Here is a 14,941-nt window from a genome sequence, read left to right as displayed (position 1 = left end):
AGCGCCTCGGCTTAAAGGATAAGTATCTTGATCCAATTCACTAAGATGCACGGACTGGGCAACGATTTTATGGTGGTCGATGGTGTCACGCAGAACGTGTTCTTTTCGCCTGAGCAGATCCGCCGTTTAGCCGACCGTAACTTTGGTATAGGTTTTGACCAACTACTCTTGGTCGAGCCGCCCTATGATCCGGATTTAGATTTTCACTATCGCATCTTTAATGCCGATGGCAGTGAAGTTGAGCAGTGTGGTAATGGTGCTCGCTGTTTTGCCCGTTTTGTGCGCAATAAAGGACTAACAAATAAGAACAAAATTCGTGTTAGTACTTCATCTGGCAAAATGACATTGCGTTTGGAGCGCGATGGAACTGTGACGGTGAATATGGGTGTTCCGATACTTGAACCAAGCCTTATTCCCTTTAAAGCTAAAAAGCCTGAAAAAACATATTTACTGCAAACTGCGCAGCAAACTTTTTTATGTGGCGCCGCTTCTATGGGCAATCCCCATTGCGTGCTTGATGTGGAAGATGTGGCCAGTGCCGCCGTTGCCGAGATTGGTGCTTTGCTGACAAAACATGAACGCTTTCCGCGTGGGGTGAATGTCGGATTTATGCAGGTGATAAACTCTGGCCATATTAAACTGCGTGTTTATGAGCGCGGAGCTGCTGAAACCTTAGCTTGTGGCACAGGTGCCTGCGCTGCAGTGGTTGTGGGTCAAATACAAGGTAAACTTGATCAGCAAGTCCGTGTGGATTTACCGGGAGGCACGTTAACCATCAACTGGGAAGGCGAGGGTAAACCCCTGTGGATGACGGGGCCAGCACAACATGTTTATGATGGACAAATTCAGCTATGACAGAGCCTTTGATGCCACAGACGAATGTGCCCTTTGATGAGTTGATTATTCGCGAGTATCTGCTGGATAATCCTGATTTTTTCAATCGTTATCCTGAGCTATTGCTGGCAATGCGTTTGCCCCATACAGAACGTGGTGCGATTTCATTAGTAGAGCGACGCCAAGAAATGCTGCGTCAACGAGTCACCTTGCTTGAGGAAGAAATTACGAGCTTGCTGACCATGGCAGCGCGTAATGAAAAAATTTACCTTTTCAATACTGAGTTATCTTTCAAGTTATTGAATTGCGCTGATTTAATCTCCCTTAAGGAAGTGCTCGCTGATAATTTAAAGCAGCAGTTTAATTTTAGCCATGTACGTTTAATCAATGTTCTCGATGTGGATATCGAGATGAAGGCGATTTGGGAACAACGTCTACGCAAGGGACATTATTTTGGCCGTTTAACCCAGCAAGAAGCCAAGCGACTTTTTGGTGCTGAAGTGGGCTCTGTTGCTTTAGTGAAGCTAGCCGAAGATATTCCCGTTATTTTTGCTATCGCTAGCCAAGATGCGACTCATTTTCACCCTGATATGGATAATATGCTGCTTGAGCAGTTACGTCGTTTATTGGCGTATATGTTAGCTAAATTATGATTTTTAGACTGTTACTTAAACTTATGTTTAGGAATAACGTCTATCTGATAGAGACGGATAAGGAACCGATAGGAGTACGCGAATGGGCGATATGTCGGACCTCGAAGTGACATGCCTGCAGGACTATGAGCGTTATTTACATTCAGAGCGGCAGTTGTCGGCTCACACTGTGCATAACTATCTCTATGAACTAAATCGTGTTAGTACGCTATTACCTAAAGACGTTACCTTACTTAATGTGGGTCGAGAGCATTGGCAACAAGTGCTCGCAAAATTACACCGCAAAGGCTTGAGCCCTCGCTCGCTTTCCTTGTGTTTATCTGCGATCAAACAGTGGGGTGAGTTTTTACTGCGGGAAGGGATGATAGCGGTTAATCCAGCCAAAGGACTCAGTGCACCTAAACAAGCCAAGCCACTGCCTAAAAATATGGATGTCGATTCCCTTACTCATTTACTTGAAATTGAAGGTACAGATCCCTTAACGCTGCGAGATAAAGCCATGATGGAATTGTTTTATTCCAGCGGATTACGTCTTGCCGAGTTAGCAGCACTCAATTTATCAAGTGTACAGTACGATCTGCGTGAAGTTAGAGTATTAGGTAAAGGCAATAAAGAGCGTATTGTGCCAGTAGGCAGTTATGCCATTAAGGCATTAGAGGCATGGCTTGTATGTCGTCAGCAAATTCCTTGCGAAGATTGTGCATTGTTTGTAACGGGAAAAGGTAGACGATTATCTCATCGGAGTATCCAGTCGCGGATGGCAAAGTGGGGGCAGGAACAAGCGTTATCAGTGCGAGTCCATCCCCATAAATTACGTCATTCTTTTGCGACTCATATGTTGGAGTCGAGTGCCGATCTGCGTGCTGTGCAGGAATTATTAGGCCATGCAAACCTCTCAACGACACAAATTTATACCAGTCTAGATTTCCAACATCTTGCGAAGGTGTATGATAGCGCCCATCCTAGAGCGAAAAAACAGCAGGATAAATAATGCGTTGTTATCTTAGACCTCAAAATATTCAAGCGATCAGTTTCGATCTCGATGATACCCTGTACGACAATCAACCTTATATTTTAAATGCCGAAGCCGAGTTAACTCAGTTTTTGCATCGGGCTTTTCCACTCACCAAGGCATGGCAAGCCTTCGACTGGCGAAGGTTGAAATTACAACTTCTGCAGCAAATTCCCGAGTTAGCACATGATACGTCTGCAGCAAGAGTTGCCACCCTTCGCCAAGGGTTATTACAACTGGGTTATTGTGAAAGCGAAGCCGAACGGGGCGCGAAAGAAGGTTTAGATTGCTTTTATTTCCACCGTAGTCATTTTAAGGTTTCTGACGCTGTGCTCTCACTGCTCGAACAGCTATCAGGACATTTTAAATTGGTAGGGATCACCAATGGCAATGTGGATCCTGAACGTATTGGGCTTGGAGATGCTTTTGAGTTTGTTTTGCGTCCAGGCCAAGGTGTGCATATGAAGCCTGCGAAGGATATGTTTTACCTTGCCTGTACTCGCTTAGATATTGGACCGCAACACCTTTTGCATGTGGGCGATAGTATGAATGCCGATGTGCGTGGTGCACGCTTAGCGGGGTGTCAGTCAGTTTGGCTTAACCCTAGTTTTGGACAAGTTGCATCCTTGCCAATTGCCGCGCTTTTGCCCCACCTAGAGGTGGCTTCTTTAGATTCATTAGTTGAAATACTCGTGCCATAGTGTGGCTTTAGTCTGGGCAACTAAGCCTCGATTTTTGCCCATCTAGGGTGATTAGGATCAAAGTTTATATTCCTTTTTTACAGTAGAGTTTTGGTTATCATTTAACCTTATTAAAACAAAAACTTATTCACCAAGGATGCTGATATGGCACGTTTATGCTTATTAACCCTATTTACTCTATTGTTTATTGCTCCAGCATCCGCCCATGAAATTCATTCTGGTGGTGGTTTTATGTCTGGATTTAATCATCCAGTGTTGGGGTTTGATCATCTGCTGGCGATGTTAAGTGTGGGGATGCTCAGTACTCAACTGGGTGGTCGTGCGATTTGGACGGTCCCCTTAGCTTTTGTCACCTTTATGTTAGTCGGTGGTATTTTAGGGTTATACGCGATTCCTGTGCCTTTCGTGGAAATCGGCATTGCTCTATCGGTATTATTACTCGGCCTGGCTATTGCTTTTGACCGTCAGCTGCCTCTGTTATTTGCCATGGCTTTTGTTGGGGTCTTTGCCATATTCCATGGGCATGCCCATGGTGCAGAAATGCCAGAATTAGCCAGCCCAGTACTCTATGCCCTTGGTTTTTTATGTGGCACCGCGGTAATTCATTTAGGCGGTGTGATGATAGGACTCGGTATGCAACGTGTTACAGGTCAGCGTAAATTGATGCGCTTTTCTGGCGCGGCAATAGCTGCTATGGGTGGATATTTACTCGCCGGGTTTTAGCGTTGGATTAACGTGCCTTGATCTGTTTATTGCACAGATGGGCACGTCTTAATAATTGGTTTACCTGTCGGCGGCTGGCGTGCATGTCGGCATCTCCTATTCGAAAATACGTACCTGTGTAAGCGTTACCGCCAATATAGATGGGCTTTAAGTGTTCAGAGGCGAGAGGTACTCGGATCCGGATAAGTTTTTTATTCATAATTTCAATGAGCTGAACATCTGAAATCTCAAGAATATTGTGGCTTGTGCGCTGTGGATCATCGAGGATTTCCCAAAACTCTTGTAATACTGGCAGAGGATTAGGAATACCTTCAATGGTGAACTGACCGCGTTCTTCTCGTACGCCGAGGATGATCTCACCACCTAAGGTGTTGGCAAAAGAACTATAAGTTGCCCAAATATCCTCGGGCAGTTGGCCTTGGCCGTCACGGCCACCCGCGAGTTTAAATTCCACCTGAGCCGATTCTTGTAAGTTGGCAATATCGTCGAGCGCAAAGGATTGAAATGTCATGGCTGCTTGTCCATCAGCGGCACTTAAGTTTGTTGTAACATGCCTATGACTCAAAGGCCAGATCTGGGTCTAGCCTTTGGGACAGGATCGGACTAATGACTTAAGAGGATCGCGTCGTTAGTTATTGGGCTAAGTCCAAGCTCTTAGGAAATAATATATTGTTTTCTAAATGGATATGTTGGTGTAAATCGGCTTCAAATTCAGCGAGTGTGGCATAGCATACTCGCCATGTTGTGCAGGCATGTTCTGGTGGAGTGAAGTCATTGGTTAATTCGTGTAATTTCTGCAAAATTGCCCCTGCTTCTTCGTGCTCATGCTGCATAGCATTGATAGGATTACCAATATGACCAAAGCAACCCTCAACATGTTCACCCTGACTGAGAGCGCGAATGGCAGGAAAGAGTATTTTTTCTTCTTTCATTAAATGCGGCATTAAATCTTCAATTAGGGCACGAACCCAGCCTGCAAAGGGGATTATTTCCGCATAATGTTCGCCATGAGCCCGTACCATCTTTTCTGAATACTCTATGAGTAAAGGGGCTTTTTCGCGCACGTATTGATGATGAGTTGATTCTATATATTCGATAAGTTGATCTAAGGGTAATTGATTTAATTGATCTTCTTTGCAACCGGTAAGTGTTGCGGCATTCAGCGCAGCAACCACTTTTGCGGGCTCTACATTTGCACGCTCACAGGCGACCGCCAGTGATTTACCGCCGCCACAACAAAAATCGATACCAAATTGACTAAATACATGTGCGCGGCGAAAGTCTTCTGCCACTAGTTCACCTATTTTTCGTTCTAGCCAATGATTGTGTTGAGAAGTAAACCCATGGGGTGGGAGTTGTGCATCTTTTGAGACAGAAGTAGCAGACATGAGTAGCTCCAGAGCAGCAATAAAGTTACATTCATATTATTTGCAGCTTTAGTTTGTGGCAACTAATCCTGACTAAAATAGTCAGGTTTTGCAGTGCCAGTCACATAAATGGAGTCAAATAGAAGGAAGGCTATCTGATTGTTCTGAGCTACAAGCAACAGGAAGCCCAGATATCTAGCCCGTTATTTTGGCCTTGTAACCTTATCAAGTTGGCGTTGAATCAATTCTCTGGAGATTTGATTCATCTTAAGGGGGAAAAACCGCCCTCAAAGAGCCAAAAACGAGGCGCGATGGCGGGTTTTAGGGGGGCGTGAATCAGTCTGGTGTAGAGTGATTCACTAGCTCATTTTTGGACATAAGTGAGTTAGATTTTTTACTCAAATCCATTAGTTTCGGATTAAAATTTCTATGGAGATAACGCTGCACTCTGCGGAAATTTGCGAGCGCTAGCGAGTAAATTTTCCGTAGCAGTGCTTTGTTATGTGCCACTCTAATAGTCTTCACTGTAATCTGGCTCGATAGTACCGAAGTTAATTGATGATGTTGCTGGTCAAAGTAGTAGCTGGGCTAATACAATATTAGATGATGCTCTTTCTATCTTGAGAGGTAATGGTTTATGAAAATAAAATATAGAGAAGGTGACATTTTTGTTATCCCCCTAAGCAATAGTAACCATGCCATTTGTCAGGTTGTTTTTTCACCAAAAAAGAAGTTTAAAAATATAATTTCTTTTTGCGTGCTTTCTATTCAAAATGATAATTCATTTGTCAATGATGATCTTTTATCTCCCATCTGTGTTGAAAAATTCGGCAAAAAAACACAAGTTTTATTTACTGGAAACCAAAATATTAGTAACGGGATGTGGAAAATAATTGACCATGTTAATTTAACTGAAGAAAAAGAAAGGTTGAAAATATTTAATTATGCAGGCGGTTTGTATAAAGGTGAGGAAGAGATTAGGCGTATTCCTGTTTCTGAGTACCCCAATTACTTAACAATGGATGTATCAGGTTTTGAATTGGTGGATAACATATTGACCGCCACTAGTTCGACTATGACGGGCGGGGCCTGCTGATACGCGAGCGCTGTGATGAGGGCACAACCCACTATCACTACGACGCCGCGGTACTGACAACTTAACTTGGCCGCTAACGACAGGGCATAAAACGTGTTAGCCCAAAGCTAAGGCAAAATGACGGTGTTCAGGGCGTGAATCAGATTAGGCAAGTCTGATTTATTTATTATCAAAATCTAACACTTTTTAGCTCCACCCGCTCGGATAATGGCTCTCCATATTTAGGATTGGATTTATCGCCCTTAACGATAAATGCGCTGATTGATACAGTGTGTCGATGGCAAAGCTGATGCAAATTGGGTGGTTTTCCTGTCAATCCCCTGCATAACCCTATGCTTGATGCAGCATTCTTTTGATCTACTCCGCAATAAAAGTTACTAGCGCCTTAGGGTCGATAATATGCAGCTGCTGATCGCGTTTTTCGACAAGGCCGAGTTCAATTAGAGAGTTGAGTGCGCGGCGGTAGACGCGACTGCTGGTGCCAAAGCGTTCGGCTTCTTGCTCGACTTTGTTAAAGGCTCCGAGGGCGATATTGTTTTGACTGCGTTGTAGCAAATCGAGGGCGATATTGACGGCGATGGGGTGCAATAGGCGGTTGGTGTAGATTGCCATTGAGTCTTGATAATCCCATGCCAGAGCGGAGGCAAAAAAGAGCGCTAATTGCGGTTGAGTGACAATGTATTGTTGCAGTTTGGCCGCACAAATTACCTCGGCTTCCATTTGATCTTCGGCCATCACTGTCCACTGGCAGGGCAGTTTGGTAAAAAACTCAATTTCGCCAAAAATATGCTGATCACAATTTAGCTCACCTAACTGAAAGCGCCGACCATTGTGGGCGCTGGTATACATGGCGACTTTCCCCACTGATACCACGTAAAGCTCACGCACATTTTGCCCCTGTTGCAACATGATATCACCGGGGGCAAATTGGCGGCTGGCCGTTTGGCACTGAAATAAGGCCTGCTTAAAGAGTTCGCGCTGCTCGCTTAATGTGACGCCAAAGCGGCTAGAGAGTTCAGGATGTAACTGCATGTTGATGATAGTTGCAGATTATTAATGCGATTAAGGTACGCATTTCGCCGCAGGATTGATACTTATTCGATCATAAAATCCGAAAATCCGTGCATGCGGGCACTTTGGTAGTGGCGGTTGATGATAGAGCACAATGCGCGTCGCCGCTGTTGTGGCGCTGCAAACTCTGTTGGACGGATTGGTGTGAGCGTGAATGTAAGCGTGAGTTGAATGGGATGATGGCGCATTGGCTGCGCCATTAAGAGGATGACTTGGTCGTTATCTGGATGCATTTATCGGCAATGCTTACTGATAATTAACCTCATTAAGCCCTAATCACACAGTGCGTTGAGCGCGGCTAAAATGGCATGTCGCTCGCCTTGGGCGCTTGCCTTGGACGATGCAACATAGTCATTAACGCCTACTTTAACATCCTGATCAAATAGCACTACGTTGGTGAGTATTGCCGCCACTTCAAGCTGGCGCAGTCGGCCGACGGTGAATAACGCAGCGGTTTCCATATCGGCCCCGAGCACGCCTTGGCGATGCCAATAGTGGCAGAGCTCCTGTTCTTGATCGGTATAAAAACTGTCGTGGGAGCGCACTACGCCGCTATGGGCACATATATGATGCTGCGCGCAGTATGCTTGCAGTTTGCCGACCAAACGATGATTGGCGCAGGCCGGAAAGCTGAGCTTTACATAGCTGGCAGAGCCGCCATCATCACGTACGGCGGCCTCGGCAATAATTACATCGCCTATGGCTATTTGCGGTTGTAGCGCACCAGCGGAGCCGATGCGGATAAGTTGTTTAACACCGCATTGATACAGTTCTTCAAGGGCAATGATCGCCGAGGGTGCACCAATGCCTGTGCTGCAAACGGTGATTATAGTGTCGCCATAATGGCCACGTATCAGCCGAAACTCGCGGTTATCCGCCAAGGATTCGACATCCGTTAGATGCGCCGCGATTCGGTTGACTCGATTGGGTTCGCCGCAGACGACGGCTTTTTCACTGACTTGATGGGGCGCGACGAGAATATGGGGTTGAATACTCATTGTTGACCTTTATCAATTACTTAGCTTGGCGGTAGCCCCGAATTCTATCGGGCTACCGCGAAGGGAAACCTTAGATGAACAATCCGACAATCGCGGCATTCATCAAGTTTGCTAACGTCGCCGCTAGCAGGACTTTCATCCCGAGCTGACCAATCAGCCCTGCGCGTTGTGGGATCATTTTACTCAGGGCGCCACACACCATGGCCACTGAGCCGATATTGGCAAAGCCGCAAAGGGCAATGGTCATAATGGCATTGCTGCGTGCAGACAGCTCCACATTGCCCATATTGGCGAAGGCAACAAACTCATTCATGGCGATTTTTTTGCCAAGGAAGGCGCCTGCAGTGCTTGCTTCGGCCCAAGGAATACCAATCAACCATGCTACTGGCGCAAACAAGGTGCCGAGGATCATATCTACGGTTAAGGTTGGCATGCCAAACAGTTCACCAATCGCACCCAATCCGCCGTTCAACAAGGCCATAAGGCCAATACAGGCAATAATAACTGCGCCGACGATGGCAGCGATTCCCATACCAGCAATGGCACCTTTGGCAATGGCATCAATAAAGCTGCTGGGTTTTTCATCATCGGGTAATTCTGGCACTTCGTTAACGGTTGGCTCGGTTTCTGGGATGAGTAACTTAGCGAACATCAACCCCGCAGGCGCTGACATAAAGCAAGCCATGATCAGATAGTTAAGCGCAACGCCCATGCCCGCGAGGCCCGCTAAAATGGATCCAGCAATCGAAGACAATCCGCCGACCATCACCGCAAAAATTTGCGCGCGGGTGAGAACGCGGTGGTAGGGCTTGATCAGTAACGGTGCTTCGGTTTGGCCGAGAATTATATTGCCTGCCGCATTCATTGACTCCGCCCGTGACGTGCCTAGTACCTTTTGCAAGCTGCCGCCAATGATTAACACAAACCACTGCATAATGCCTAAGTAGTACAACAAAGAAGTGAGTGCGGCAGTAAAGATGATTTGCGGTAATACCTGTAATGCCCAGACAAAACCAATGCCTTCAACGCTGAAATTGACTAAGCTGCCAAAGGCAAATTTAATCCCTTCAGTACCATAACCAAAGACTTTACCTACGGTATTCGATACGGCCAGCAGGACATCGGCACCGATCTCGGTTGCCAGCACAAAAAAAGCGAGCGCGATGATAATGCCAAACGCACCGATAACGGCGCGCCAGCTGATCAAACGGCGGTTATCAGAAAACAGCAAACCTACGCCTAAGAGTACAAAAATACCAAGTATGGACTGGATCATACTGAGTGGTCCTTATATGAATTAACGGTTGCAATCACACGTTCAGCGTGGGCCTTTGCAAGGGAAAGGGTGTTGGACTTGTTGCCACCTTCGGCTGTAGTAGAGTTCATCTCGAAGCTAATAATGGTATCGATAATCTCGACAGCGGCTGCGCGAAATGGGTGTTCGTAAGCTTGCTGATATGCGTTAAAGGGTAAAAAGTTAAAGCCTGTCTCGCTGTAAGATTCTTCAGTCGCCCCTGCAGTAATAGAAAACAGGACCGGTTTACCTTGGAGCTGGCTACCATTGGGGCCAAAGGCAAAACCATAGGTAAATACCTCATCAATCCAATGTTTGAGCACGGCGGGGTAGGTGCTCCAATAGAGCGGGAATTGCACCACAATCACATCGGCATCGAGCAACTGTTGCTGCTCCGTGGCGGTATCTCCATCAAACTGAGCCACTGAATTGATATGCCAGCCCAGTTGCTCAGCCTCAAGGGCAAGTATGCTGGCATTGGCCACAGACAGGGTTAAGTTGGGGTGCCCGTTTAGCACGAGTATGTTCATTAGCTAGCTCCTGAGAGGAAACGGTGCCGCCGTGTAGTTAAAACCAGAGGCCAAGCACCGAGTTACGAAGTCATGGCGTGGATTATAGGAAGATAAGAGGGAATGCCAGAGGACATTTGTCTCCTAGCACCTGATGCAGCTCATACTATTGTGAAAGTTTGATTAAAACGTCGATATAAAAATGAATGAAGTGATAAGCGCAATGTCGGGTCATACCGGAATGCTAACGTTTATTCAGCGCTCAGCATTCAACTTTTTAATCCTGAGTGCTAAATCGTGCTCAGTGCATATGGCATCAATGTTGAACGCTAGTTAGCTTAGCGTTCTGCCATTGATGCTTGTTGTACGATAAAAATTTGATAACGCGAGAGGGATCTATGTCTCTAATTACCCAAGTTGTCCTGCAATCATCAGCTCTTTTGTTTCAGGGACTTCATTGTAGGATAAAACATGCAACCCTCTTGCGAATGCTAATGCGTAACGGGCGAGGAAGGGCCTAAGTTGTGGTGATACAAGTAGAATGGGGTTGTAGCCTTTCTCTTTTGTATCAGCGAGTAATTGCGGCATTTTTTGTTGCAGCTGTGCAAGTAGGTTCGGTTCTATTGGGAAGCTATCAAGCGATACACGCCCTTGCTGTTGTGATTGATTTAATGCGGTCATTAATGTTTGTTCTAACTCAGCGGTAAGTGTGAGTACATTTAACTGCGCACTGCTGCCAGCAATTTGGTGCAATATGCTATTGCGTAAGGCGCAGCGCACATCCGCTGCAAGTAATACCGGATCTTTAGTTTGTTCGCTACATTCCAGCAAGGTTGTCGCTATGGTGCGTATATCTTTAAGCGGCACTTGTTCTTTGAGTAACAAGCGAAAAACTTTGAGTAACTGAATGGGGGTTAAGCTCGTACTGAGTGATTCAGCGAGTTTTGGTGCTTGCTTACTGAGTCTGTCAGTTAATTGCATAATATCATCATGTTGCAATAACTCAGGCAGTGACTCACGCAATAATTTACTCACATGAGTGGCAATAATGGTTGCGTTATCGACCACTGAGTAACCCAAGTTGAGTGCTTTAGCCTTTAAATCTGGTTGGATCCAGATGGCATCCATTTGATAGGCGGGTTCTTTGGTTAAGATCCCATCAATCTTGCCATAGACGGGGCCACTTTTTATGGCTAACAGCAAATCGGGTTCGAGTTCTGCAATGGCCACCTGTGTTCCCATAAAGTTGATTTGATACGCATGTGGCGCTAAGGCTAAGTTATCACGCACTCTGACTTCTGAGAGTAAAAATCCGATTTGTTCTGATAGCGTGCGTCTGATCCCTGTAAGGCGCTTCTGTAACTCTGCACCTTTCGTTTTTTCAACTAAATGGACCAGTCTATAGCCTAATCGCACTTCGATAATATCGATAAAGGGAAGTGATTCCCAGCTAGGCGCTGAAGGTTCTGTTAGGCTCGTTTCTATCAGTTCTTCGGTTTTTTCTTCGGTAAAAGCAGCCCTATTTTGGTTTTGCTTCCATGCGGCGAAACCAAGCAATATCGCAAAAGATAGGAAGACTAATGCTGGCATTCCCGGAGTTATCCCAAGAATTCCCATCACAATGGCCGCGGTAGCTAAGGTTTTTGGATTGGCTAATAATTGTCGACTTAACTGAGTCGGCATTTCTTCCGCATCGGAAACACGTGTGACAATAATGGCGGCAGCGGTGGCGAGCAGTAACGATGGAATTTGTGCGACAAGGCCGTCACCAATGGTTAATAAGGCATAGGTTTTAAAGGCTTCAGCGGCGCTGAGATCATGCATAAAGATACCTATGCAGATCCCGCCAATAATGTTGATGGCTAAGATTAATAGCCCCGCAATGGCATCACCTCTAACAAATTTTGATGCCCCATCCATGGAACCGTAAAAGTCGGCTTCCCTAGCAACATCTTGACGACGTACGCGTGCTTGTTCGTGGGTTAGCGTGCCAGCATTGAGATCGGCATCGATAGCCATCTGTTTACCGGGTAAGGCATCTAACGTAAACCGTGCCGAGACCTCGGAGATCCGTTCGCCACCTTTAGTGATAACAACAAAGTTAATTATCATTAAAATGAGGAAGATAACGGCACCGACAACATAGTTTCCACCAATAACGACTTCACCGAAGGCTTGAATGACCTTACCCGCCGAATCGCCACCTTCGTGGCCCTCAATCAGCACCACGCGCGTTGATGCGACGTTTAAGGTTAAACGCATTAAGGTGGCAAGTAGTAACAAGGTGGGAAATACGGAAAACTCGAGCGGCCGCCTGATAGACACACTCACCAGTAGCACCATCACGGCAAGAACGATGTTAAACGTAAATAAAATGTCTAGTAGCCATGCCGGTAGCGGCAGAATCACCATAGCGAGAATAGCGAGCAGCATAACTGGAATACCAATATAGCTGTAATTTCCTGAAAAGGTGCGTCGTAGCCAATTCATAGGTTAAGCAATCCTTCAATCGTGACGTAAATGGGGTGGAATAAAAAAGTGTGGCAAAGGTTCAGGTTTTTGTTGTAAACCCTTACGAGAGGCTTTTATTTGCATGACATAACTTAATACGTGCGCGATGGCGATAAACAATGCACTGGGGATCTGTTGATCGACTTGTGTTGAATGGTAGATAGCCCGAGTGAGAGGTGGGATATCAATAATTTCGACACCATGTTTTTTGGCCAGTTCTCGCATATAGAGAGCCAGTTCTTCGGTACCTTTTGTTAATACATAAGGTGCATCGGCTAAGTCAGGATTGTATTTTAATGCTACGGCATAGTGAGTCGGATTGACTAAAAGGACATCTGCTTTCGGTATAGTCGTATCAGCACGGGATCTAGCCATGCGTTGTTGTAACTGACGGATCTTCGCCTTGATCTCAGGTTTACCTTCTTGCTGGGTATGCTCGTCTTTTACCTCTTGGCGCGACATTCGCAATTGTTTTTTGTGATGCCAGTATTGGTATGGCACATCGATAAAAGCGATGACGAGTAGTCCTACTCCGAGGTAAAGCATTCCTTGGGATAAAAGATTTATGCCATCACGGACGGCTTCGTCAATTGGGCGATGACTATAACTGAGTAAACTCTGTAAGTGACCATTCAAAAAAACCAGCATGATACTGATCAGAAGCACGATTTTTAAACAGGATTTAAGCAACTCAACAAGGGATTGAGTGGAAAATATTCTTCCTACTCCTGCGATAGGATCAATTCGGCTGTATTTAAAATTAGCGTTTCCAACATTAAATATAGGGCCACCAGGCAATGCCCCTGCAATGGCGGCGAGCAGTGCGACCATAATAAAAAGTGGGCTCAAGATAGTTAACATTTCAACTAGGCTAGTACCAAGGTGACGTACCATCATGTCAGGTTGATCTAACTCAGCACGCGTGAGCAACATATTGTATTTGGTTAATCCACTGACTTTTGTCGCGAACCAGTTCGCATTACTGGTGAGCATAACGGAGCAGCCAAGGACAAGAGCGGCTGAGGCAAGATCTTTAGAGCGGGGTACTTGCCCCTCTTTTCTTGCTTTGCGTAGCTTTTGCGGTGTGGCTTCTTCTGTTTTGTCTTGTTGCTGCGTTTGGCTCATGTGATCCCACCTATAAATTGATACATGGCGGTCAAGGCATCTAAACAGAGATCGCTGTAACGACTAGGTATGCCACTCAGTGACAGAAAAACACAGAGCAACCCCATTAACATCGTCATGGGAAATCCGAGTGAGAAGATATTTAATGAGGGCGCAGAGCGACTTAGCACTCCGAAAGTAATATTGACCATTAGCATGGCAAGTACTGCTGGTATGGCGAGCATAAGTGATGCCGCAAACAGCCAAGCCAATCGGCTCACTAACCCCATGAGTGGTAATTCAAAAATGCCATGACCAATCGGCCATAAACGGAAACTATCCACAATGATATTGATGGCAACTAAGTGGCCATTGAGTGCAAGAAAAATCAAAGTGCCAAAAATTTGAAACCATTCGCTGATGATCGGGCTTGAGTCACCATTGGCAGGATCGTTCATAACTGCCATGGCGAGTCCCATCTGCATGGACATAATATTGCCAAGCATGGTCATTACATGGATTAGCAGCGTTAAAAATAATGCGAGCATAAACCCAATGAGTAGCTGTTCAATGGCTAAAAAAAGTGACGCGAGTGAGATTGCGTCGACAGGTGGAACGGGTGGGAGCATAGGTGCGAGCAATGCAGCGATACTGAGCGCAAGAAAAATTCTTACCATCACGGGTACATAAGCATTACCCAAGAGTGGCATTATCATAAAAGCACCCATGATCCGGCAAAATGGCCACCAAAAGCCGCCGATGAGCATACTGATTTCTGTTGAGGTCAGTGACAGCATATCAACCGATAATATGGGGGATATTCATAAACAACCTGTCAAATAAATCACTTAGCTGTTGTATGAGCCAATGGCCTGAAAATAGCACCATCAGCAAGGTAATGATAAGTCTCGGCAAAAAACTGAGGGTTTGCTCATTGACTTGCGTTGCGGCTTGAAATACCGCCACAATTAAGCCCAGGATCAGCCCTGGCGTGACCAGTGCCGAAACCATCATAATGACAAGAAACATGGAATCTGCAAAAAGAGCAGTCAGTTCATTGATGTCCAT

General features: G+C 45.7%; 17 protein-coding genes. 6 read left to right on the top strand and 11 right to left on the bottom strand.

Features of this window, described 5'->3' with window-relative positions; all coding sequences use genetic code 11:
• The first annotated feature begins 27 nt into the window (after positions 1-27).
• From dapF to JEZ96_RS17390, 5 genes are all read left to right on the top strand, one after another.
• Positions 28-855: a diaminopimelate epimerase gene (dapF, locus tag JEZ96_RS17410; protein ID WP_011790958.1), complete on the top strand. Its 828-nt coding sequence runs from the start codon at positions 28-30 to the stop codon at positions 853-855.
• Complete coding sequence (locus tag JEZ96_RS17405; RefSeq protein WP_011920118.1) at positions 852-1,487, top strand: DUF484 family protein; 636 nt, start codon at positions 852-854, stop codon at positions 1,485-1,487. The genes dapF and JEZ96_RS17405 overlap by 4 nt, the downstream gene beginning before the upstream one ends.
• 82 nt (positions 1,488-1,569) lie before the next feature.
• The gene (gene xerC / locus JEZ96_RS17400) at positions 1,570-2,478 is read left to right on the top strand and encodes a tyrosine recombinase XerC (RefSeq protein WP_011790956.1); all 909 of its coding nucleotides are present in this window, start codon (positions 1,570-1,572) and stop codon (positions 2,476-2,478) included.
• Positions 2,478-3,200, top strand: a complete 723-nt coding sequence (locus JEZ96_RS17395) for an HAD-IA family hydrolase (RefSeq protein ID WP_025008799.1) — start codon at positions 2,478-2,480, stop codon at positions 3,198-3,200. Before xerC ends, JEZ96_RS17395 begins: the two co-directional genes overlap by 1 nt.
• Before the next feature lie 144 nt (positions 3,201-3,344).
• A complete protein-coding gene (locus JEZ96_RS17390; RefSeq protein WP_011790954.1) occupies positions 3,345-3,923 on the top strand; it encodes a HupE/UreJ family protein in 579 nt (192 codons plus the stop codon).
• A 7-nt stretch (positions 3,924-3,930) separates the two neighbouring features.
• Here JEZ96_RS17390 and JEZ96_RS17385 read toward each other — a convergent pair whose 3' ends face one another.
• Positions 3,931-4,434, bottom strand: a complete 504-nt coding sequence (locus tag JEZ96_RS17385) for an AlbA family DNA-binding domain-containing protein (RefSeq protein WP_011790953.1) — start codon at positions 4,432-4,434, stop codon at positions 3,931-3,933.
• Positions 4,435-4,555: 121 nt separating this feature from the next.
• Positions 4,556-5,311 carry an iron-sulfur cluster repair di-iron protein gene (ric, locus tag JEZ96_RS17380; protein ID WP_025008800.1) on the bottom strand — a complete coding sequence of 252 codons (756 nt, stop codon included), beginning with the start codon at positions 5,309-5,311 and terminating at the stop codon, positions 4,556-4,558.
• A gap of 616 nt (positions 5,312-5,927) precedes the next feature.
• Here ric and JEZ96_RS17375 point away from each other — a divergent pair.
• Entirely contained in the window at positions 5,928-6,386 is a 459-nt protein-coding gene (locus JEZ96_RS17375; protein WP_025008801.1) for an Imm26 family immunity protein, read from the top strand.
• Between the two features lie 357 nt (positions 6,387-6,743).
• Here JEZ96_RS17375 and JEZ96_RS17370 read toward each other — a convergent pair whose 3' ends face one another.
• The 9 genes from JEZ96_RS17370 to JEZ96_RS17330 all read right to left on the bottom strand — a co-directional run bounded on the left by JEZ96_RS17370 (position 6,744) and on the right by JEZ96_RS17330 (position 14,941).
• Positions 6,744-7,418 carry a Crp/Fnr family transcriptional regulator gene (locus JEZ96_RS17370; protein ID WP_025008802.1) on the bottom strand — a complete coding sequence of 225 codons (675 nt, stop codon included), beginning with the start codon at positions 7,416-7,418 and terminating at the stop codon, positions 6,744-6,746.
• 62 nt (positions 7,419-7,480) lie between these two features.
• A complete protein-coding gene (locus tag JEZ96_RS17365) occupies positions 7,481-7,690 on the bottom strand; it encodes a hypothetical protein (protein WP_061783405.1) in 210 nt (69 codons plus the stop codon).
• Between the two features lie 39 nt (positions 7,691-7,729).
• A complete protein-coding gene (locus JEZ96_RS17360; protein WP_025008803.1) occupies positions 7,730-8,455 on the bottom strand; it encodes a nucleoside phosphorylase in 726 nt (241 codons plus the stop codon).
• Positions 8,456-8,525: 70 nt separating this feature from the next.
• Complete coding sequence (locus tag JEZ96_RS17355) at positions 8,526-9,731, bottom strand: NupC/NupG family nucleoside CNT transporter (protein ID WP_025008804.1); 1,206 nt, start codon at positions 9,729-9,731, stop codon at positions 8,526-8,528.
• Positions 9,728-10,279: an NAD(P)H-dependent oxidoreductase gene (locus tag JEZ96_RS17350; protein ID WP_061783406.1), complete on the bottom strand. Its 552-nt coding sequence runs from the start codon at positions 10,277-10,279 to the stop codon at positions 9,728-9,730. The genes JEZ96_RS17355 and JEZ96_RS17350 overlap by 4 nt, the downstream gene beginning before the upstream one ends.
• Positions 10,280-10,666: 387 nt before the next feature.
• Complete coding sequence (gene flhA, locus JEZ96_RS17345) at positions 10,667-12,748, bottom strand: flagellar biosynthesis protein FlhA (protein ID WP_011787842.1); 2,082 nt, start codon at positions 12,746-12,748, stop codon at positions 10,667-10,669.
• A gap of 15 nt (positions 12,749-12,763) precedes the next feature.
• On the bottom strand, positions 12,764-13,894 hold the full coding sequence (gene flhB / locus JEZ96_RS17340) for a flagellar biosynthesis protein FlhB (RefSeq protein ID WP_011787843.1): 1,131 nt from the start codon (positions 13,892-13,894) through the stop codon (positions 12,764-12,766).
• Entirely contained in the window at positions 13,891-14,670 is a 780-nt protein-coding gene (gene fliR / locus JEZ96_RS17335) for a flagellar biosynthetic protein FliR (protein WP_011920057.1), read from the bottom strand. The genes flhB and fliR overlap by 4 nt, the downstream gene beginning before the upstream one ends.
• 1 nt (position 14,671) lies before the next feature.
• Complete coding sequence (locus tag JEZ96_RS17330) at positions 14,672-14,941, bottom strand: flagellar biosynthetic protein FliQ (RefSeq protein WP_011787845.1); 270 nt, start codon at positions 14,939-14,941, stop codon at positions 14,672-14,674.

Origin of the sequence: Shewanella putrefaciens (assembly GCF_016406325.1) — a bacterium.
In the GTDB taxonomy this organism is placed as follows: domain Bacteria; phylum Pseudomonadota; class Gammaproteobacteria; order Enterobacterales; family Shewanellaceae; genus Shewanella; species Shewanella putrefaciens.
The sequence above is the reverse complement of the archived record's forward strand: the minus strand, read 5'-3'. Positions and strand labels throughout refer to the sequence as shown.